The sequence below is a fragment of the Streptomyces sp. NPDC017890 genome (assembly GCF_044328675.1).
Lineage (GTDB): Bacteria > Actinomycetota > Actinomycetes > Streptomycetales > Streptomycetaceae > Streptomyces.
This window is the reverse complement of the sequence record NZ_JBIRHU010000002.1, coordinates 25660-46066: the sequence shown is the minus strand read 5'-3', so window position 1 is coordinate 46066 and position 20407 is coordinate 25660. Positions and strand designations below refer to the sequence as shown.

17 protein-coding genes and 2 pseudogenes are annotated in these 20407 nt (G+C 70.8%); 6 read left to right on the top strand and 13 right to left on the bottom strand.

The annotated features are described in order from the left end of the window. Window positions 1–113: 113 nt before the first annotated feature. The gene (gene mqnP, locus ACH4F2_RS03040) at window positions 114–1019 is read right to left on the bottom strand and encodes a menaquinone biosynthesis prenyltransferase MqnP (protein WP_398130938.1); all 906 of its coding nucleotides are present in this window, start codon (window positions 1017–1019) and stop codon (window positions 114–116) included. Continuing rightward, entirely contained in the window at window positions 1016–2473 is a 1458-nt protein-coding gene (locus tag ACH4F2_RS03035) for a menaquinone biosynthesis decarboxylase (protein ID WP_398130937.1), read from the bottom strand. The genes mqnP and ACH4F2_RS03035 overlap by 4 nt, the downstream gene beginning before the upstream one ends. Before the next feature lie 90 nt (window positions 2474–2563). On the opposite strand from ACH4F2_RS03035, the gene ACH4F2_RS03030 reads away from it, so the two are divergent. Continuing rightward, entirely contained in the window at window positions 2564–2944 is a 381-nt protein-coding gene (locus tag ACH4F2_RS03030; protein ID WP_398130936.1) for a PLD nuclease N-terminal domain-containing protein, read from the top strand. A 35-nt stretch (window positions 2945–2979) separates the two neighbouring features. Here ACH4F2_RS03030 and ACH4F2_RS03025 read toward each other — a convergent pair whose 3' ends face one another. The 3 genes from ACH4F2_RS03025 to ACH4F2_RS03015 form a co-directional block, all read right to left on the bottom strand. Next, entirely contained in the window at window positions 2980–4866 is a 1887-nt protein-coding gene (locus ACH4F2_RS03025; protein WP_398130935.1) for a protein kinase, read from the bottom strand. Window positions 4867–4988: 122 nt separating this feature from the next. Beyond that, window positions 4989–5114, bottom strand: a complete 126-nt coding sequence (locus ACH4F2_RS03020) for a hypothetical protein (RefSeq protein WP_398130934.1) — start codon at window positions 5112–5114, stop codon at window positions 4989–4991. Window positions 5115–5130: 16 nt separating this feature from the next. Beyond that, the gene (locus tag ACH4F2_RS03015; RefSeq protein ID WP_398131259.1) at window positions 5131–5538 is read right to left on the bottom strand and encodes a VOC family protein; all 408 of its coding nucleotides are present in this window, start codon (window positions 5536–5538) and stop codon (window positions 5131–5133) included. A gap of 117 nt (window positions 5539–5655) precedes the next feature. On the opposite strand from ACH4F2_RS03015, the gene ACH4F2_RS03010 reads away from it, so the two are divergent. After that, window positions 5656–6699, top strand: coding sequence for a helix-turn-helix transcriptional regulator (locus tag ACH4F2_RS03010; protein ID WP_398130933.1), 1044 nt, complete (start codon window positions 5656–5658; stop codon window positions 6697–6699). Window positions 6700–6774: 75 nt separating this feature from the next. On the opposite strand, the pseudogene ACH4F2_RS03005 reads toward ACH4F2_RS03010, so the two are convergent. After that, a pseudogene (locus ACH4F2_RS03005) lies at window positions 6775–7353 on the bottom strand (hypothetical protein); the annotation flags it as partial. Between ACH4F2_RS03005 and ACH4F2_RS03000 the strand changes: the two are divergent. Beyond that, window positions 7312–7506 (top strand): hypothetical protein, encoded by a 195-nt coding sequence (locus ACH4F2_RS03000; RefSeq protein WP_398130932.1) that lies wholly within the window; start codon window positions 7312–7314, stop codon window positions 7504–7506. The pseudogene ACH4F2_RS03005 and the gene ACH4F2_RS03000 sit on opposite strands and share 42 nt — an antisense overlap. 205 nt (window positions 7507–7711) lie before the next feature. Here the strand turns inward: ACH4F2_RS03000 and ACH4F2_RS02995 are convergent, their stop codons facing one another. Both ACH4F2_RS02995 and ACH4F2_RS02990 read right to left on the bottom strand, forming a co-directional pair. Beyond that, window positions 7712–7813, bottom strand: a complete 102-nt coding sequence (locus ACH4F2_RS02995; RefSeq protein ID WP_398131258.1) for a DUF397 domain-containing protein — start codon at window positions 7811–7813, stop codon at window positions 7712–7714. After that, a pseudogene (locus ACH4F2_RS02990) lies at window positions 7773–8733 on the bottom strand (Scr1 family TA system antitoxin-like transcriptional regulator). The gene ACH4F2_RS02995 and the pseudogene ACH4F2_RS02990 overlap by 41 nt, the downstream one beginning before the upstream one ends. 107 nt (window positions 8734–8840) lie before the next feature. Here ACH4F2_RS02990 and ACH4F2_RS02985 point away from each other — a divergent pair. Next, window positions 8841–9449 (top strand): hypothetical protein, encoded by a 609-nt coding sequence (locus ACH4F2_RS02985; RefSeq protein WP_398130931.1) that lies wholly within the window; start codon window positions 8841–8843, stop codon window positions 9447–9449. Between the two features lie 259 nt (window positions 9450–9708). After that, window positions 9709–11253 (top strand): MFS transporter, encoded by a 1545-nt coding sequence (locus tag ACH4F2_RS02980; protein WP_398130930.1) that lies wholly within the window; start codon window positions 9709–9711, stop codon window positions 11251–11253. A 73-nt stretch (window positions 11254–11326) separates the two neighbouring features. Here the strand turns inward: ACH4F2_RS02980 and ACH4F2_RS02975 are convergent, their stop codons facing one another. The 5 genes from ACH4F2_RS02975 to ACH4F2_RS02955 all read right to left on the bottom strand — a co-directional run bounded on the left by ACH4F2_RS02975 (window position 11327) and on the right by ACH4F2_RS02955 (window position 19347). Next, window positions 11327–12376: a terpene synthase family protein gene (locus ACH4F2_RS02975; protein ID WP_398130929.1), complete on the bottom strand. Its 1050-nt coding sequence runs from the start codon at window positions 12374–12376 to the stop codon at window positions 11327–11329. A 118-nt stretch (window positions 12377–12494) separates the two neighbouring features. Continuing rightward, window positions 12495–13313 carry a methyltransferase domain-containing protein gene (locus tag ACH4F2_RS02970; protein ID WP_398130928.1) on the bottom strand — a complete coding sequence of 273 codons (819 nt, stop codon included), beginning with the start codon at window positions 13311–13313 and terminating at the stop codon, window positions 12495–12497. Window positions 13314–13478: 165 nt separating this feature from the next. Then, window positions 13479–14297 carry an SAM-dependent methyltransferase gene (locus ACH4F2_RS02965; RefSeq protein WP_398130927.1) on the bottom strand — a complete coding sequence of 273 codons (819 nt, stop codon included), beginning with the start codon at window positions 14295–14297 and terminating at the stop codon, window positions 13479–13481. A gap of 146 nt (window positions 14298–14443) precedes the next feature. Beyond that, window positions 14444–17863 carry a ferritin-like domain-containing protein gene (locus ACH4F2_RS02960; RefSeq protein ID WP_398130926.1) on the bottom strand — a complete coding sequence of 1140 codons (3420 nt, stop codon included), beginning with the start codon at window positions 17861–17863 and terminating at the stop codon, window positions 14444–14446. Next, a complete protein-coding gene (locus ACH4F2_RS02955) occupies window positions 17860–19347 on the bottom strand; it encodes a flavin monoamine oxidase family protein (RefSeq protein WP_398130925.1) in 1488 nt (495 codons plus the stop codon). The genes ACH4F2_RS02960 and ACH4F2_RS02955 overlap by 4 nt, the downstream gene beginning before the upstream one ends. Between ACH4F2_RS02955 and ACH4F2_RS02950 the strand changes: the two genes are divergently transcribed. Beyond that, window positions 19338–20399 (top strand): class I SAM-dependent methyltransferase, encoded by a 1062-nt coding sequence (locus ACH4F2_RS02950; protein WP_398130924.1) that lies wholly within the window; start codon window positions 19338–19340, stop codon window positions 20397–20399. The genes ACH4F2_RS02955 and ACH4F2_RS02950 overlap by 10 nt on opposite strands. Window positions 20400–20407: the final 8 nt, after the last annotated feature.

Sequence of the window (20407 nt, the reverse complement as noted above, 5' to 3'; positions counted from 1 at the left end):
CAGCCCTGGGGCCATCCCCGCTGGTGCGGGGAGCAGAACCGATCAGGGTCCGGTCAACGTACGTGCCCTCGGGCGGGCGGACACGGTGGATCCACCGACGCCACCTGAAGGAGCTACACCGTGAGCCCACGCACCAGCAGGTCGATCAGCGCGCAGACGAAGAGGCTGATACCGAGGAAGCCATTGACCGAAAAGAACGCCCTGTTGAGGCGGGAAAGGTCGGTAGGGCGGACGATGGTGTGCTCGTAGACGAAGGCGCCGGCGACGATCAGCAGGCCGAGCCAGAAGAAGGCGCCGGCGTCGGTGGCGACGGCGTACCAGGCGAACAGGGCCGTGGTGACGGTGTGGCAGGCGCGGGCGCCCCAGATCGCGGCCGGGATGCCGAAGCGGGCCGGGACGGACTTCACGCCGACCTGCCGGTCGGTCTCGACGTCCTGGCAGGCGTAGATCAGGTCGAAGCCGCCGATCCAGATGCCGACCGCGAGGCCCAGGATCACCGCCTCCCAGGACCACTCGCCGCTGATCGCCAGCCAGCCGCCGATGGGGCCCATCGCCTGGGCGAGACCGAGGATGGCCTGCGGGAAGTTCGTGAACCGCTTGCCGTACGGGTAGACCACCATCGGGATCACCGCGACGGGGGCGAGGGCGAGGCAGAGCGGGTTGAGCAGGGCGGCCGCGCCCAGGAAGACGACGAGGGCGACCAGCGCACCCGTCCAGGCGTGCCTGACCGACATGGCGCCGGTCACCAGTTCGCGGTGGGCGGTGCGGGGGTTGCGGGCGTCGATCTCGCGGTCGATGATCCGGTTGACGGCCATGGCGAAGGTGCGCAGGCCGACCATGGCGACGGTGACCAGGAGCAGCCTGCCCCAGTGGATGTTCTCGTCCCACTCGTACATCGCGGTCAGCGCGGCGATGTAGGCGAAGGGCAGGGCGAAGACCGAGTGCTCGATCATCACCAGGCGCAGGAACGCCTTGGTGCGCCCCGGCTGCTGCGGCAGCGCGGCGGAAGCCGACGTCACAGTCCGTACTCCTTCCAGCGGCGGTCGACCTTCGCCGCCGTCTCCGGGTCGGACAGCACCATGTCCGGCCAGCCCCCGTCCCGCGTGTACCCCTCCTCGGGCAGCTTCTTCGTCGCGTCGATGCCCGCCTTGCCGCCCCAGAACTGCTGGTAGGAGGCGTGGTCGAGGTGGTCGACCGGGCCTTCGACGACGGTGAGGTCGCGGCCGTAGTCGGTGTTTCCCAGGGCCCGCCAGGCGACCTCGTGCAGGTCGTGGACGTCGCAGTCGGAGTCGACGACCACGATCAGCTTGGTCAGGGACATCATGTGCGCGCCCCAGATGGCGTGCATGACCTTCTGGGCGTGCTTGGGGTACTTCTTGTCGATCGAGACGATCGCGCAGTTGTGGAAACCGCCGGCCTCGGGGAGGTGGTAGTCCACGATGTCCGGGACGATGATCTTGAGGAGCGGGAGGAAGAAGCGTTCCGTCGCCCGCCCCAGCGGGCCGTCCTCCGTCGGCGGGCGGCCGACGACGATCGACTGGAGCAGCGGACGCTTCCGCATCGTCACGCAGTCGATCTTCAGGGCGGGGAAGGGCTCCTGCGGCGTGTAGAAGCCGGTGTGGTCGCCGAAGGGGCCCTCGGGGAGCATCTCGCCGGGCTCCAGCCAGCCCTCGATGACGACCTCGGCCTGCGCCGGTACCTGGAGCGGGACCGTCTTGCAGTCGACCATCTCGATCCGCTTGCCCTGCAGGAACCCGGCGAAGAGGTACTCGTCGATGTCACCGGGGAGCGGTGCGGTGGAGGCGTAGGTCACGGCGGGCGGGCAGCCGAAGGCGATCGCGACGGGCAGGCGCTCGCCGCGCCGGGCGGCGACCTGGTAGTGGTTGCGGCTGTCCTTGTGGATCTGCCAGTGCATGCCGATGGTGCGCTTGTCGTGGCGCTGGAGCCGGTACAGACCGAGGTTGCGGATGCCCGTCTCCGGGTCCTTGGTGTGGGTGAGGCCGAGGTTGAAGAAGGAGCCGCCGTCGTCCGGCCACGTGAAGAGCGCGGGGAGCCGGTCGAGGTCCACGTCGTCCCCGGTCAGGACGACCTCCTGGACGGGGGCGCTGTCGCCCTTCACCTTCTTCGGCGGTACGTGCGTCATCGCGCCGAGCTTCCCGAAGGCCTCACGCATGCCGACGAAGCCCTGGGGCAGCTCGGGGCGCAGCAGTCCGCCGATCTTGTCCGAGATGTCGGAGTACGACTTCAGGCCGAGGGCCTTGAGCAGGCGCCGGTCGGTACCGAAGACGTTCATCGCGAGGGGCATGTCGGAGCCCTTCACGTTCTCGAAGAGCAGGGCGGGGCCGCCGGCCTTGTTCACCCGGTCGACGATCTCCCCGATCTCCAGGTGGGGATCCACCTCGGCCTTGATGCGCTTGAGGTCGCCGTCGCGCTCCAGGGCCCTGAGCAGGGAGCGAAGATCGTCGTAAGCCATGCCGTCCAGTATCCCCGAGCGGCTACCCTGGCCCTGTACCTGGGGGCTGTGACGCGTCCCCACCCATCGCTTCCGCTGGAGAGAGGCCCCATGCTCCGGGTGCTGATGTTCGTCGTACCACTGGCGTTGAGCGTCTACGCGTTCATCGACTGCATCAGCACGAAGGACGCCGACATCCGCCACATGCCCAAGCCACTGTGGGCGATCCTCGTGCTGCTGTTCCCGCTGGTCGGCTCGATCTCCTGGCTCATCGCCGGGAAGAAACGACAGCCGGCCGGGGCCCCGGGAGCGGCGCGCGGCGGCCGGCGGCAGTGGGTCGCGCCGGACGACAATCCCGACTTCCTGAAGTCCCTGGGCGACCAGTCCGGTGACGCGGACGGGGGCCGGGGCCAGGGCGGCCCGCAGGACTCCGGCCGAAGCGGCCCCGAGGACGACGAGGACCGCAAGGGCGGCAGGCGGGACGAGACCTGACGCCCCTTGCCGTCAGGATCCTGGTCAGGCCGGGGTCAGATCCTGGTCCAGCGCTGGGAGGCTGAGCCGGTGCACGTCGTGGTCGTCAGGCCGATCATGGACGCCCGGCGGTTGAGGTCGAGGCAGCCACCCGTGGTGAGGTTCCTGAGCGAGCCGTTCGCCCCCTCCCGCCACTCTCCTCCCGCCTGACCGCAGGCGGCCCTGACGAGCCATGCGTTCGCGCTCCTGGAGTGGATGCACTGGGCTGTTCCCACGTTGAGGATCCTGAAGGCGCCGCCGGAGGTGCTCTGGAAGCGGAAGACGGCCATGTCGCCCGAGCAGTTGCCGTCGTCGATGGGGTAACCGACGTACATGCACTTTCCGCTCGACCCGTTCTTCAGCATGAAGCTGCCCGACGCGGACCCGCCGCCCTCCGGACCGTCACCGCCGCCCCCACTCGCCCCGGACCCGCTTCCGGAGCCGGAGGACCCGTCCGAGCCGGACGATCCCGCTGAACCGGATGCCCCTTCCCCACTGGAGGAGTCACCCGCTCCGGAGGATGCGCCGGAGCCCGAGCCGCCGCCGGACGCCTCCCCCGCGGCTGCCGCGTCCCCGGCACCGCCGGACGCGGTGCCGTTGCCGTCCTGCCCGCCGTCCTCCTCCCCTGCCTTTTCCTTGCTCTTGTCCTCCGCGTCCTTCTTCCCGTCGTCAGGGCTGCCGGAAGCGGAGGCGCTCGGGCCGGTCGAGCCGGTGGCGGAGTCCGCGGGACCCGGGGTGGCGGTTCCGGTGGCCGCGGGCGGCGTGCCCGCGGCCCGGTCCTTGTCCGATTCGCTCATCACGTACGGCAGCAGCGTGACACTGAGCGTCGCCCCCGTCACGACGACCGGGACCACGAGCGCCAGCACCTTCGTACGACGCCGCCGCTCACGCTTCTCCCGCTGTCCGCCCAGGGCCACGGGGGCGGACGGCAGTGAGGGTGCCGCCTCGTCCGGCTCGGGCATGTCCACGGGCCCCGGAACCTTCGAGGCGAAGGCCGCCCGCTCGGCCAGCGGACCGCTCACCACCTCGGGCCACAGGGGCGGGGTGAACGGCCCGTGCCGCTCCGCGGTCGCCACCAGCTCGGCCGCCGTCGGCCGTCCCTCGTGGTCCTTGTCCAGGCAGGACGCGACAACGTCGGCGAGCTCGGCGTCCAGCTCCCGCAGCGGCTGGAGGTCGGGTTCCTCGTGCACGATGCGGTACAGCACGGCGTGCCCGGACTCGTCGCCGAACGGCGGCCGGCCGGAGGCCGCGTACGCGATCACCGAGCCGAGCGCGAAGACGTCGACGACGCCGCTCGACGCCCGTTTCCCGGAGGCCTGTTCGGGCGACATGTAGGCGGGCGTGCCCACCACCATGCCGGTCCTCGTCAGCTGGCTCTGGTCGGCGGCCCGGGCGACACCGAAGTCGATGAGGGTGAGACCGTCGAGGGTCAGCATCACGTTGGACGGTTTGAGGTCGCGGTGGACCATGTCCAGCGCGTGCACCGACGCCAGGGCGGTGGCGGCCTCCCGCAGGATGAGCCACAGCGCCTCGGCGGGCAGGGGCCCATGCAGGTCGACGGCCTCACGCAGGGTGATGCCGGGCACGTAGGCGGTGGCGAACCACGGCGGCCGGGCGTCCCGGTCACCCACGAGCAGCGGTGCGGTGGCCTCCTCGGGCAGGCGCGCGAGGTTGTCCAGCTCGTGTCCGAAGCGGCGCAGGAAGTCCTCGTCCTCGCCGGCCACCGAGGGCAGCACCTGCTTGACGGCCGCGTACCGGCCCTCGTGGACGCCGAGATAGACGCGTCCCATTCCGCCGACCCCTAGCCGCCCCAGCAGCGGGATCGGTCCGATCCGGCGTGGGTCGTCGCTCCCCAGCGGCTCGGCGCCACTGCCCGTGAGGCCGAATCCGGCTTCCCCGCTCAACTCTCTCCCCGTTCACCGGCTGCCGCGAGCTCCAGTGTGGGCCGTCACGGCCACAGATCGAAAGCTACATGTTTAGCATGGCCGCCCCAAGTAAAGCTCTGGGGAGACTTGGTGACTGAGTGTCAGGCCTGTCGGGCCAGCGACTTGATCCGGGCGGCGGCGAGTGCCCGGTCGAAGGCCCGTACGTCCCGGATGGCACCGGGGAAGAAGTCGGCGGACTGCCCGTCGTAGGACGCCCGGCCGATCAAATGTCGGGCCGCCGGATCAGCGGGCGTACGCGGCGAACTTCTCGACGGCGGCCGGCGTGACCGGGGTGAAGAAGTTGACCAGATTGCCGTCGGGGTCGCGGACCAGGAGCGCACGGTTGCCCCAGGGCATCGTCGTGGGTTCCCTGACGAAGTCCGCCACGAACCCGGTCAGCTGCCGGTGCACGCTGTCCACGTCGTCGACGAGGAACTCGATGATGACGCTGCGGTTGTCGGCCGGGGCGGCGGAACCGGGCGCGAACAGCGGAACGGTCCGGGTACTGCCGATCGCGAGGGTGCCCGAGGCGGTGCGGAGTTCGGCGAAGTCCTCGGTGGGCCGGCTCGCCCGCACTCCGGTGGCGCGCTCGTAGAAGTCGACGAGGCGGGTGACGTCGTCCGTGATGACGCGGATCGAGACGAGGTTCATGGGGGTTCGCTCCTGGTTGGCCGTGCGCTTGTCCGTGCGGTGGGTCGTCACCGACGACCGCACGCTACGAGCGATACAGGACAGAAACCGACCGGTATCCGAGGCAGACTTCCAGACATGTCCCGTCCCGTGTCCCGCGTGCTCACCCTGCTGGAACTCCTCCAGGCGGGAGGCACCCGCACCGTGGCCGAACTCGCCGACCGGCTCGGCGTCGGCGAGCGCACGGTGCGCCGGTACGTCGACCATCTCGTCGACCTCGACATCCCCGTGGAGTCGGTGCGCGGCCGCTACGGCGGCTACCGGCTCGGTCCGGGCCACCGCGTGCCCCCGCTCATGCTGACCGACGACGAGGCGCTGGCCGTGCTGCTCGGCCTGGTCGCCGGCCGGCGGACCGGGACCACGGCGGCGGCGGGCACGGCGGGTGAGACAGCCGCGGCCAAGATCCGGAGAGTCCTGCCGGAGCGGCTCCGCCGCCGCCTGGACTCCGTGCTCGACTCACTCACCTTCACCGCCCCGCCCGGCGGGACGGCCCCTCCCGAGACCGCCGTCCTGCTCCCCGTCGCCGACGCGGTACACCATCACCGGCCGGTTTCGATCCGGTACACCGCCTCCGGCGGCCGGCGCAGCGAACGCACGCTGTACCCGTACGGGCTCGTGGCGCACTCGGGCAGGTGGTACGTGACGGGAAGGGACCTCTCGGTCGGCGAGGAGCGGACGTTCCGGCTGGACCGCGTCACCGACGCCCGAGTCCTGCCGGGCTCGTTCGAACCGCCGGCCTGCCACGACCCGGCGGAGCGCCTCCTCAAGGCGCTCGCCACCGCACCGTACCGGCATGAGGTGACTCTGCGGGTCCGGGGAACCGCCGAGCAGATCCGCACCCGCCTCCCGTGCAGCGTCGCGACCGTGACGGAGGCGCCACCCGCGAGCGGCACGGATCCGGAGACCGAGACGGGGGCGGGGGCAGGGGCAGGAACGGGAGCGGACGCCGGGCGCTGGTCGCGGGTCGAGATCCGCGCCGAGCGCCTCGACTGGCTGCCCGGCGTACTCGCGTCGCTGGACCTCCCGTTCGTCGTCGAGCGGCCGGACGAGCTGCGCGACCTCGTCGCGGCCCTCGCCGGCCGGCTCATGGACGCGGCCCGGCACAACCCGCCCGCCGGCTGACGAATGCGGCCCGGCACCACGAGACCCTGCGCTGCCTTCCGGTACCAGGCCCTCGACCGGGACGCCGGGGCACCCGTCCTGGAAGACCGCTTCGGCCGTTGACGCGGTGACCGCGCGGGCGAGCCAGCACCGCAGGACTTCGGGGTCACCGCATTCCGTGATGCGCGTGCGCGCATCGTCGGAGACGCCGAGACCGCGCTGCTCCAGGACCAGCAGGACATCCAGGGCGCCCTGCTGGGCGCGGCCCTGTTCACGGCCTTCGTCGCGGATCTCTTCGGAGATGTAGGACTTGTAGAAGGAGAGGTCCACGGCCACCAGGTTCCTCCAGAGGTGCTTGGCCGGACGCTTGCCCATGCCTTGAGCGGTGAATTCGAGATTGGGGGACGCGACGTCTTCGGGCGCGTCCCGCAAAGCGGTGAACAGGGCCTTCAGTACTGGTTCAGGACTCGGCTGCGGCCGGAGATCGGCAGTCACGGCAGCGAGGTTCCGTCTCGGAGGCTCGGAAGCCCCGGTCGCAGTCGGGGCGGTGAGGCTCTTGATGTCCACGCGGGTGCCGACGCGCACCGACTGGATGTACAGGCCCAGGCCTCTCGCCAGCAGGGAGAGGTCCGGGTGCTGGGCGAGGTGGTTGCCGACCACGGTGAAGTTGGCGATGTGTCGGACGTTGTCGTGGATGACGCCCGAACGGGGCTGGTTGTCGCCAAGGACGGACTGGGCGCGCGGGGGCACGCTAAGGTTCTGGGTACCCATCAGGAAGCTCTTCTCTTCCTCGGTGGTCAGGCCCTCGTCGGTGACGCTACTCACTGACGGGGGCTGACATATGTCAGCGGTTAGTGCGCTGAGCGTAAGGGAGTTGAGGGTCCCGAAAGCCGGCCGAACCGGTGATGTTCACCCGGGCGAGTGAGCCGACGCCGTGGGCGGGAGGGGTGGGGCTTGGTGGGGTTATTTTCTCCAAGTGGTTCTTATTGGAGAGCGACCGAATCTCCGTAACGCGGGAACCCGAGTTCCGGTGTCAGCGCAGAGCTGCGGTGAACGCGGACCACGCCGCGCGACCGACGAGCAGGGCGGGGCCGTCAGGGTTCTTGCTGTCCCGGACGGGGACGACGGCGGGGATACCGAGGGCTATTTCGATGCAGTCCCCGCCGTTGGCGCCGCTGTAACTGCTCTTGATCCAGATGGCCGCGCTCAGATCCTGGCTGTTCATGAGGCTCGTACCCTTCCATCACGTCGCTGATCAGAGCGGCGGACTCGGGGGCTGACAGCGCATCCGCCCGCAGCACATCATAGGTCGCGTTGTGGCCGGTGAAGACGGTCGGATCGGCGCTGAAATGACCCCCGGTCCAGCGACTCCGAGTACACCCACCGCTCACCACCGGGCAGTTCGATGAGGGACAGCGAAGTGTCCGGGCGATCGACGTCCGGACGACTGAACGGCACTACTTGAACACGGATGTTGGGGAGCCGGCCAACGGTCAGAAGGTGCGCACACTGGTCTCGCATTACCGCCGGTCCGCCCACCACATGCCGCAGACACGTCTCGTCCAGGACGACGACGTAGAGCGGGCCCCCCTCCCTGTAGAAGCGTCGCTGTCGGCTCAGCCGGGCTCGCACCCGCTCCTCCACCTCGGTGGCGTCCGTCAGGCGTCGCGCGAACAAGGCCGTCGCATAGCCAGCGGTCTGCAACAAGCCCGGCACAACCTGTATCCGATAGGCCCGGACAGCGACCGCCTCGGCGTCCATGCGCGCCCTGCGCCGGAACCAGTCCGGATGCTCCACCTCCGGATACCAGTCGATCCGCCCCCACAACCGCGCCAGCACCCCACCCGTACCCAGCAACTCGTCGCACGTCTTCGCGAAGGTGTCCTGCGGCACCCGCGTCCCCGCCTCCACCCGGGCGATGTGCGACCGGTCGCAGGGAATGCGGACCGCCAGTCCCTCCTGCGTGAGCCCCGCGGCCTCCCGGAAGTGCCGCAGCACCTCGCCGAAGACAGCGGCCGTACTCGCACCCGAGCCACCGGCGTTGCGTCGGCCCACGGCTTCCTCCCCCTGCGTGACAGTGCGCGAGTGTCACGCGTCGCGCGTTGATACCGACGATTCCCCTGAGCAACCCTCGGCACACCCACAGTCACGGAGGTTGAGCGATGGAACCGGGAACGCTCGTCTACGACCCGCGCACGCGCAAGGTCGGTGAGTACGAAGGGCAGTCGGGCCCCTGCGCCGTGCTGCGCCCCGTCGGTGGTGGCCGGAAATGGCGGGCGCACCCGGCGCTGATCCGGGTGGCGACGCCCGCAGAGCGGTTGAGCGCCGGGGTGCGGGCCGTCAACGACCGTTCGCTCGCCGCGCTGTTGACGGGACCGCCGTTGGTCGAGGTGGGCCCGCCGCCCGAGCCCGTCCCCGGCTGCGCGGGCTGCGCGGAACTGGCCCGGCGACGCGACCGCGCGCGTGCCGCCGGTGACGGCAGCGCGGAGACCGACGCCGACGTGCTGCTGGCCCGGCACCAGCGCCATGAACACCGTGGGCGTCGGCTCTTCCGCTACGTACCGTTCACGATCGTCCAGGACCCGTCGGCGCTCCCCGAGTACCAGGCGCACTGCGTGTCCGGCGACGAGGCCGACTGCGGTGCCACGTCCGGGCCCCGCACCGCCCCGGCGGACGTCGAGGAGTGGCAGCGCGGGCACACACAGGAGACCCGGCACACCCGCTACCGGCGCTGCTTCGCCGACTACGCGGTACTGGAGTGCCGTTCCTGAGCCGGACGGCGTGGAGGTCAAGCCGCCCGTGCCCTGTGGAAGGCCGCGCGCGCCCTGAGCCGCAGGCCACCCGCGGACCTGGCGGATCGCGCGTTCACGCGGCTCGTCCCGGTGTTCGCGGGGTGCGCCATGGTGCCGGCGGTTCTCCTTCGCCACGACCGGTGACTCGATGGAATGAATTGGTTCGTCCCTCAGCACTCTGTTTTATGGCCTCTTGGGATGATTTGCTGCTCCAGTTCTCCCAGGAAGGCAGAACCGCATGACGTCTGACGCACCCACGGCGGACCCCCGGCGGTGGAAGGCTCTGGTCGTCATCTGCCTGGCCGAGCTGATGGTCGTCCTCGACGGCACGGTCATGAACATCGCCCTCCCCACCGCCCAGCGTGACCTCGGCTTCTCCGACGCCGGCCGACAGTGGGTGGTCACCGCCTACGCCCTGCCCTTCGGAGGACTCCTTCTGCTGGGTGGCCGCGTCGCCGACCTCTGGAACCGCAGAAGTGCCTTCGTCATGGGGGCGATCGGCTTCGCCGCCGCCTCCGCCCTGGGGGGATGCGCGGTGAACACGCCCATGCTCATGGCCGCCCGGGCGTTCCAGGGCGTCTTCGGCGCGCTGCTCGCTCCGGCGGCGCTGTCCCTGCTCGCCGTGACGTTTCCCGGGGGGAAGGAGCGTGCCAAGGCGTTCGGCATCTACGCGGCGATCGCCGGCGCCGGTTCCGCGATCGGGCTGCTCCTCGGTGGCGTACTGACCGAGTACCTGAACTGGCGCTGGACCCTGCTGGTCAACATCGTCTTCTCGGCCGCCGCCGCACTCGGCGCCCTCTGCTTCGTCGGCAGCCGAACGGCGGAGCGGCGGCACGGCCGTCACCTGGACGTCCGCGGTGCCCTGCTCGCCACCAGCGGGCTGATGTCCCTCGTGTACGGCTTCACCCGGGCCGAGTCGGACGGCTGGTCCGCGCCCATGACCCTCGGCCTGCTGGCCGGAGGAGTGCTGCTCCTGGCGGTGTTCGTCGCGGTGGAGAGCCGGGCGGGCGATCCCCTTCTGCCGCCGCGCGTCCTCCTGGAGCGCAACCGAGGGGGCGCCTACCTGTGTATCGGGATCACCTTCCTCAGCATGTTCGGCCTCTTCCTCTTCCTGGCCTACTACCTGCAGACCGTCCTCGGGTTCAGGCCCTTGGCATGCGGCCTGGCGTTCCTGCCGCTGACGGCCGCGATCGGAATCGGGGCCACCCAGCTGGGCCCCCGCCTGACGCCCTGCGTGCCGACCCGCGCAGTGATGGTGCCGGGCTTCCTGGTCGCCTGCGCGGGGCTGGTGCTCCTGACCCGGATCGCTCCCGACAGTTCGTACGCCGCGAACGTCCTGCCGGGGCTGCTCGTCCTGGGCCTCGGCCTGGGCACGGTTCTGACGCCCGCGGTCAGCCTCGCCACCCACCGGATCGAACAACGGGACGCAGGAGTCGCCTCCGCCATGATCACGACTTCGCAGCAGATCGGCGGCGCCATCGGTACCGCTCTGCTCAACACCATCGCCGCGACGGCGACCGCCGGCTACCTGCGCGGTCACACCGCTGTCAGCCCCGGCGCGGCCGCGGAACTCCGGGTGAGGGCGGCGGTTCACGGCTATTCGACCGCGATCTGGGCGGCGGCCGGATTCATGACCCTCGCCGCGGTCCTCGCCGCGATCCTCGTGGATCACCGCCCGGGCACTGCCGGCACCGACGGCACCGCCGTACGCCCTGGTGAGGCCGTCCCGGAAAAGGCGGACGGGTCCGCCCTTCATCCGTCCTCGGCGGCCGAGGACGGATGAAGGGACCCGGCGGAGGCCACCGGCGACGGAGCCGCCGGCGATCCCCGCCCGGGCCGGCCGGCGGCACCAGCCGTCACCAGAGGTACACGGTGCGGTCTCGACGGACGGCCATCGCCCTCGGCATGCGCTCGGGAACTGCCGTGCCGGGCCCGTGATAGCGAGGCGTCGACAGGGAACAGACGAGGTTCCCGGAGAGCATGTCCCGCCAGCCGTTCACATAGGCGCGGACCTGGTCCGTGTGTACCCCCGCCGCCGCGACGAGACTGCGTCCATGGGCGGCGAACGCCCTCTCGGCCCGATTGACGCGTTCGCACACCGCGTCGACCACCGCCTGCAGTCCGACGCCCTGGGCCTTCGGCAACACCATCAGCGCATTGGCGTCCTCGCCGGCCAGCCACTCCTTACGGTAGGAGAAGAGGTCGTTGACCAGAACGGTGTGCTCGTAGCAAGCGGTGTGCAGGCCACTCAGCGCCGCCGAGGGAGTGAGAACCGTTCCGGCGATCGCACCGGAACCGTGCTCGACGAAGACGTGCGAGGTGCTCAGGCCGAAATCGCCGTACCGCAACCGCAGGTACTCGTCGAGGTCGCGGGGCGGCCTCGTCCAGCCCTGCCACGGGCCACCGCTGAGCCAGGCGGTGAACTCCTCGAGCCAACGGCCGTACAGGGCGGGTCCCAGGGCATCGCGGACATGGGCCGTCGCCGACCGGAAGACCTCCGCGAAGCCGGTGTACGCCCGCTCCTCCCCCCGGGCCGCGGAGAGGACTTCACCGGCGTCGAACCGCTCGTCGTTCATGACGTCGTCCAGTGCCAGACTCACGGAGAGCATGAGGGCCGCCTCGAGCACGCACTCCGCGGGCATACGGGGCATGATCATGAGGGCGAAGTCCAGCCCGGGACCGGCGAGCAGCCGGTCCGCGTGGTCCGCCAGTCCAGGGCGCTCCCTCAGCCGATCGATCCAGGCGCCGTATCCCGCGCGTACCCGTGCCTGGCTGTCCGCGGGCATCCGCGGATGGTCGAGCAGGTCGGTCCGCAGGGAGAGCGAGAGCAGGACGTCGCCGTCGCGGTGGTTCTCCAGCACCGCGCCGTCCACCGCGCCGTCCACCGCGCCGTCGTTCGTGTTCACGGAGTCCTCCAGGTCTGTCGTCGCGGATCTCTCGTCCCGGACGGTCCGGGCACGGCGACCCGACCGGGCGACGCCTGTGGCGCCGGCCCGGGCAGACGGCCGGGTCCCTGCGGTGCCGTCACGCCGGCGCGTTCCGGCGGGCCACGGCGAAGATCCTGCGGAACGGGAAGACCGTGCCGTACGGAGCGGCGGGGTAGACACCCCGGAGCCGGGCGCGGTAGTCGGCGAGGAACTCGTCCGCCGCCCCCGGTTCGTCCGCGAGCGCGTTCAGCACCGGACGCATCCCGGTCCCACCCACCCAGCCGCCGAACGGGTCGTCGGCCGGCAGGACGTGCGCGTACGTCGACTCCCAGGCGTCCACGGTGAAACCCAGCCCGGCCAGCCGGTCGAGGTACTCCTGCACGTCGCACACCTCGGGGGAGGGCAGGACCCCTGGTGCCAGCCGGTCGTGCCACCGAGAACTCGCGCACAGCTCACGGAGTACGGCGTGGCTGAGCGCCGCGGCGTTGTCGGGCACCTGGAAGGCGAAGATGCCGCCGCCGGTCAGGGTCCGCGTCCACGTGCCGAAGAGAGACAGGTGGTCGGGCACCCACTGGATGGCGGCACTGGAGATGATCAGGTCGAAGGGATCGGCCGGGACCCAGCGCCCGATGTCGGCGTGACGGAACTCCAGGCGTCCGCCCTCCGAGGTCTCTCCCGCCAGCTTCTCGGCCTCGTTCAGGCTTTCGCCGGAGTTGTCGAACCCGGTGATGTGCGCGTCCGGCCATCGTCCGGCGAGCAGCGAGGTGACGTTCCCGGTGCCGCAGCCGAGGTCGGCGATGCGGGCGGGGCGGCCCGGCGGGTCCGGGACGCGGGCGAGAAGGTCGTGGAAGGGGCGTGTTCTCGGGTCGGGATCCGCGAGAGCCGTCCGCGGGTGTTGGTCCAGGCCGACGAACATGGAGTGAGACCTCCGGGTCGGGAGTGGAACGGGGCAGCCCCGCGCAGGAAGAGGCAGGGCTCGGAGAAAGGGCGGGCTCGGGGAAAGGGCGGGGTCGAGGAAAGGGCGGGGTCGAGGAAAGGGCGGGGTCGGGGAAAGGCCGGGCGACGCGCCCGGAATCACGGGTCAGGGCTTGCGGCCGATCCCGCCCACCACGTCGGCCGCGAGATCCGCCGGCTCGGCGCGGGGAACCCGGTGCGGGGCCCGGAGCCAGTCGGTCACCGGAACCACGCCCGGCGCGAGGACGTCCAGCCCGTCGAAGTACTCGGCGATCTCCCCGGGGGTGCGCAGCCGGTAGGGGAAGGACGTGGTGGCGTTGCGACGGGCCTGGACGGCACGCCAGTTCCCGTCCGTATCGCTGACGTCGACCGCCACGAGGTGGCTGCCGCGGGGCAGGGCGGACATGAGCCGCCGGACGATGTCGCAGGCCTCCTCATGGGTGGGCACATGACCGAGGACGCCCCCGAGCACCAGGCCGACGGGACACGACAGGTCCAGTGTCCGGGCAGCAGCGGCAAGGACGGCTCCGGGCTCCCGGAGGTCGCCCAGCAGGCAGGTGACCGATTCCGAGGCGGGGGTCAGGATGGTGCCCGCGTGGTGCACGGTCCGTGGGTCGTTGTCGACGTAGACCACACGTGTCCCGGGCGCCGTCCGCCGGGCGATCTCGTGGGTGCTGCCTGCGGTGGGCAGGCCGGAACCGATGTCGAGGAACTGGCGGATGCCCTCGTCCGCGACGAGACGGCTCACGGCACGGCGCACGAACTCCCGGGTGCCGCGCACTCGTTCCACGAGCCCGGGGTGTTCCGCGGCCAGTCGGTCGCCCTTGCCGCGATCGACGGCGAGGTTGTGCCCGCCGCCCAGCCAGTGGTCCCAGATACGGGCCGAGCTCGGTGACGTGCCGGCTTCGGCCTCGGACCCGGAGCCCTGGCAGGGGGATGTTTGCATGGAATCGCCCGTCACGTCTTATATGTAAACAATCGGACCTGTCGCGGCAAGGACATCGGTCCTGCCTGCGTGTTCGGGTGGCGCTTCGGCGCCCTTCGGGCCGGCCCCGGCGTCGGCGGCCGTCGCCCCGGGTGGGACCACCGTGCTCACGGTCCGGCCGGGCCGGACCTCTCGAACCGTTCCGCGTAACCGCGCATGAGTTCCGGCACGTGGGACGGGAGCCCCGGCAGCTCGGTGGCCATGCGGGCCAGGTGTGCGAACCGGCGGCTGAAGACGCGTGCCGCGACATCCGGCCGGGGGACGACCCCGGGCTCCTCCTCCCACTCGAACGAGGGCCCCGCGGTGCGGCCGGGCAGGCCGGACGGCAGCGTCACCAGATGCTCGGCGAGCGGCCGCATCACCCCGGTCATGACATCGATCGCCGCGTTCATCAGCCGGGACCGCCGCAGACTGGCGTCGGCCGCCGTGCCGAAGTGCTGGACCATCAGGTGGCACATCAGGAAGTACGCGCGGTTGAAGACGAGCATGACGCTGCGGGCGCGGGGATCGGTGACCTGCTGCACGGCCGGGTTCCCCTCGTACAGGGAGGGGTTGCGCAGCACCGGATAGGAAGGGCTCCACGGTGGGCGGCGCCGCCCACCGTCCGTCCCGGGGCCTTGCGCCCGGTGTTCGTCGATCAGCAGATCCGAGAGGCGCAGGAAGGTCTCGTAGTGGGAGTCCTCACCGTAGTCGGCACCGTGCAGGACATGGCCCTCGCCGTGTTCCGTGATGAAGTCGATCGCGAACAGGGCGCTCGGGACGTCGTCCACCTCCAGCTGGTAGTCGGGGTGGACGGCGTTGACCGACTCGCGCATGAAGAGATGGTGTTCGCCGCCGCCCCGGCCCCGGTCCACCGGGAAGAGGTCCGGCAGCGTGGCGACGGCCTCCCTGATCGCCGCGTAGAGGTCGCTCGCCGACTGGTACGGGCCGGGCCGTCCGGCGGCCGGTGCGGGCGGGTCGTCCGCGGCGAAGCCGGCCGTGGCGTCCCGTGGCCGCTCCAGCGCGATGAACCGCTGCAGGCTGCCCAGCCCGAACCCCTCCAGGCTCAGGTCGAGCGGCACTCGCAGCCGGCTGTTCACGGTCCCGAAATCGATGGGGGGCAGATGGAAGGGCATTCCCATCGCGGTGATGATGTTGTTGATGGCCAGGAAGTGGATCATCTCTTCCCGGGCCACACTCATCACGGTCTCGCGCATGCCCCGGCCGATGGTCTCCCCGCCGTCGCCGCAGGCGAGGTGAAGCTGCCGCGGGGTCCACTCCCCGCGCCGCACCAGTTCCCGGCCCGCGCCGTACCGGGGGATGGACCAGCCTGCGTACAGGTACTGCAGCATGACCGCCAGCTCGAGGGTGGCGGCCTCCCGAAGCGCGTCGTGGAGCTGGGCACGTGTGGTGATGACGCCGTCAGGGGGACGGCGGGAGGCCGTCCGGGGCGGAAGCCTCCGGCCGGCTTCGTCCTTCCGCAGGAAGGCGAGGAGAAGCCGTGCCTGCGGGCCGGTCATGTCGCGGGTGGGCGGCATGTAGTACGTCTTGTCCCGGTTGGCCGGGTCGCACATCAGCCAGATGAGCCGGGAATAGGTGGCGACCCGGCTTCTGTCGGCCAGGCTGAAGACCTCGTCGTCCATGAACGAGTACAGGAGCTCGTAGGGGGCGAACACCTCGCGGTAGAGCACCTCGAAGGTGACCTGGTCGCGAGGGATTCGGTCGAGGTGGCGGGTGTCGGGGAGGGTGCGTACGTCGACGGCGCAGACGGCGGGCCAGTAGCCGAGGCGGTCGTCGTTGTCGTACGCCCGGACCGCGGATCCCGGTTCCTTCGGGTCGCACGGCAACGCGTCGCCGGGGGGCAGGAGCAGCAGCCGGGCGGCGCCGGGGGACGCCCAGCGGACGTCGAGGGTGCCGCGGCCCTCCGCGTCGGTGGAGAGCAGGCACTCCTGCGCCCATCCGCCGTCCTGCTCCCGACCGGCGCCCTGCTCCCGACCGGCGCCCTGCTCCCGACCGGCGCCCTGCTCCCGACCGGCGCCCTGCTCCCGTTCACCGTCGTCCGCTCCGGAGCGGAGGTCGACGATCCGTACGTCGCCGCAGCGGGCCTTGTCGCCCGCGCGTGGGTCGCCCGGCAGGGCGCGTGGGTTGAAGAACTGCACGACGCGCACACCCGGCACGGGCGCCGGTCTGCCCAGGCGGTAGGTGCGGACCACGACCTTCGCGGCGCCCGGTCCGTCCGCGGTGGCCCCGTCCGCCGGCCCCGGTGGCTCCAGGAAGAGGGCCGAACCGTCGACGACCACGACGGTCTCCTCCTCCGACAGGAGCACCGCGGGCCGCTGCCCCTCGGCAGCGCCGACCAGTACCAGCGGCTCGTCGAGTTCCTCCCCCCGGGCCAGCGCGGCCGCGACGGCGCGCTCGGTGGCGACGGTGACGAGTCCGCCGCCGCGCCCGGGGTCCGCCCGGTAGGCACTCGCCGGCACGCGGGCCACCAGCCGTCCGGTGTCACGCGTGCACAACCGCAGTTCCCCGACATCGACTCGGGGGCCCAGCGGGTGGTGCCCGGCCGAGGGTTCCGGGTCGCGGCACACGACGGGCACCGAGGTCAGGAGGTCCAGGGTGGTGTGGTCGGCGCTCACGCTCACCGCCGCGTTGTGGAGGGGTGTGGCGGCGCCCGCCCGGCGCGGTCCTCGGGCGGTGAGCAGGCGGCCGGCGGGGCAGGTGCGTTCCTCGTCGCGCCGCCAGGGTGCGACGGTGCCGTGCAGGTCCCAGACGTCGGGGGCGTCGTGGTCCCGCGGGGTGGCCATGTTGGTGAGTGCGAAGCGCACCACGAGTCCGCCGAATCCGGCCTCGTTCGCCCGTGCGCGCAGCAGGCCGGCCGTCGCGGAGGACTCCGCCTCCGCGAACCATTTCAGGTCCTGCGCGGCGTCGACGACGAACTGGTGCACCACCGACCGCCGGAACCAAGCGGCCAGGGGGTGGTCACCCACATCGAGCACGTGCCGGGAGTGCTGCCGGCGGGGCGGCTGCAGCCCGCTCACCCCGCCGGTGGCCATGTAGCCGACCTCGTGCGAACGGCCCTGCCTGCCGAAGCCGAACCGGCCCACCATCAGGGTGGTCGTCCAGTTGGACGCCGGGTCGACATCGAGGACGCGCGCCCTGTTGTGCGTGGTCGCCAGATAGTCGTTGTAGTGGCCCCACATGTCGACGCTGCGACCGACGGCGGCGTCCGAGGTGTCGATGGTGCCCGGGGCGCGCTCGCAGCCGGTGATCCGGGCGTCCACCCAGAAGTGGCCGTTGCCGCCGAAGTTCCAGCCCTTCACACGACCGAAGCGCCCGCCGGGCGAGACACGGCCGTCCGGGTCGAAGCGTTCTCCCAGTGTGTCGAGGTAGTCGCGGAACTTCCGCGGTTCGTCCACCGGGAAGGCCCGGCCGTCGGCGGCCACGGCCCGCCCGTGGGCGAGGTCGTAGAGGCCGCTGCGCGGCCCGGTGGGAAGGCGGGTGACGGCGGTGCCGGCGAAGTGCAGGCGGGGCAGGTCGAAGACGCTCATCGTGTGATCCTCAGGCGGGTTCTGATGGCCTCCACCGCGGCGAGCGCCGACTCGATGGCGCCGTTGATCCAGGCCGGGTCGTCCGAGCAGTGCTCCCCGGCGAAGAACAACAGTCCCTGCGGACAGGCGGCACGCTTCCGTTCCTGGACGCACCGGGCGATGTCTCCGCCCCAACGCCAGCGGATCGTCGCGCAGCCCTTGCTCCACGGATGGTCGGCCCAGGCAATGCTCACGGCATCGAGGACCGTGTCCGGTTCCTTCAGCTCGGGCCAGAGCGCGGTGAGTTCGTCGACGGCGGCGACGTGCCGCTCCTCGGCGGGAAGCCGGCCGAGCAGGTGGGCGTCCGAGGCGATCGCGTACGAGGCGAGCAGCGCCGCCCCCGCGGCCGGGTCGCCCTCCGGCAGGGGGTAGTAGGTCTGCCGGATACGCCCGCCCGTCGCCGAGGCTCCGCCGAGGATGCCGTCCCTGATCCAGAAGGCGTCCCGACAGTGCAGCGCGATCTTCGTCGCCGCGCCGTACTCCGTACTCCTGACGACCTCGCGCTTGTCCTCGTCCAGCCCGGTCAGGTCGAGCCCGCGGAGCACCGAGAAGGGCAGCGTGCACAACGCGGCGGGGCAGCGGAGCGTCAGGACGGTTCCCCCGGTCCCGCCACAGCGCAGCCGGACGTCGACGTGATCCCGTACGGCGTGCACGCCGACCACTTCCCTGCCCAGCAGGATCGGCCCGCGGACCCGGGCTGCCAGGCGCTCGGTGATCTGGCTCATGCCCCCGCTGAGGCACAGCAGATCGGTGTCGGTCTCCAGCAGCAGATCGTCGAGGAAGCCGTGCAGCCGCGGACCGCAGCCCGCCCGCAGTTCTGGATGCTCCCGGAACACGGTGGCCACGTGGATACGGTCCCCCCGGCTGCCGCGGACGTAGGGGGTGAGGTCGATGTCGTCGACGAGGCGGAGCAGCCTGGCGAGGTCGCTTCCGAAGCGGTCGCGCATTTCCGCGGGCGCGACCGCGCGGACAAAGGCTGTGAGCCAGGCGCCGAACAGCAGGGTCGTCCTCCTGTGCGTGGCTTCCGGGATCAGCCGACGCACATCCTTCATCAAGGGGCCCGCGGCCTCCTTCACCCGGACAAACCCCTGCCCCGTCAGAAGATGATTGTTCTCGTCACTGAGGACGGTACGGAACGGGCGCAGAGACGACTCCAGGCCGAGTTTCCTCACATACCGCAAAGTGAATTCATGGGAGGACGGGATGCGTATGGCGCCGAGTTCCGCGTACGGGGCATCGGAGGCCGTACCGAAACGGTGCGTGTGGATCCGGCCGCCGATCCGCTCGCTGCCTTCCAGGACGGTCACCCGATAACCAATCGACTCCAGTTCGTAGGCCGCCACCAGACCGGCCACTCCCGCACCGAGAATCACGAGATCCTCGCAGTGGCCCACTGCCGTTGTGCCGGGGGTGATGACGCGGCCCATCTGCGCTGATGCCATCATGGCCTGTACTGTGCCCGATCGGCCGGGTACCGGATATGCGGCGTTGCGCACGGTGCGCGCCATCTCACCCGTTCGGATATTCGCCCGGTGGTACCGAAACCGCGCCGGAAGCCGACTTCGCCGGAGGAACGTTACTGCGCGTGTGGGTCCGCAGTTGGCCGGTTCGCTCGAGTTTCCCGGATATGGCCTTGACTCCGGGGAAGCCTTCCGACTGCTACAGTCGGCTCACCAGCTGGAATAGCGGCATCAGGAGATGCGGTATGACCGACCGGACGAGCGAATCCACCTCTCCCGACTCCGGGGAAAACGACGGAGAATTCATCTCTGATTCGGCTTACAGCGGTGGCCTGTACGCCGGAGATCGCAGGCTTCCGATCGAAAGAATGCCTTGGGACATCGGAGCGGCTCAGCCTCACGTCGTGGCCCTCGAACGAGGCGGCGGGTTCAGCGGGAACGTCCTGGACGTCGGTTGCGGGCTTGGTGAGAACGCCGTCTTCCTGGCCGGAGCGGGACACGATGTCACCGCCGTCGACAGCTCACCACTGGCCGTCGAGAAAGCCAGGAGACGTGCGGCGGAGATGGGCGTCGAGGTCGACTTCCTCGTGGGCGACGCCACCCGCCTGGACAAGATCACGAAGCGGTTCGACACCGTACTGAGCAGCGCCCTCTATCACTGCCTTCCCGAGGAGGCGCGCGATGGCTTCGCGGCCGCCGTGCACCGGGTGTGCAATCCGGGGGCAGAGCTCCATCTGCTCACCTTCGGCGACGACCTGGAGGGCGGCTGCGCCTTCCCCGTGCACGTGACGGAGGGGGAGATCCGTGACCGTTTCGCTCAGTACTGGGACATCACCCGCCTGGAAAGGGCCCACTTCGCCACGTCCTTCACCGAGGACAGTCTCCGGACACTGCGGGCCCTCGCGGTGAACGGTGCGCGAGCCGGTGACATCGGCACCGCGGCACCGGATCGCGACGGACACGGCCGCATCCGGTTGGCCATGTGGTACGTCCACGCCACGCGGGCTGTTCAGCGCTCCGCTGCCGCCGACGAGTGATACAGGGC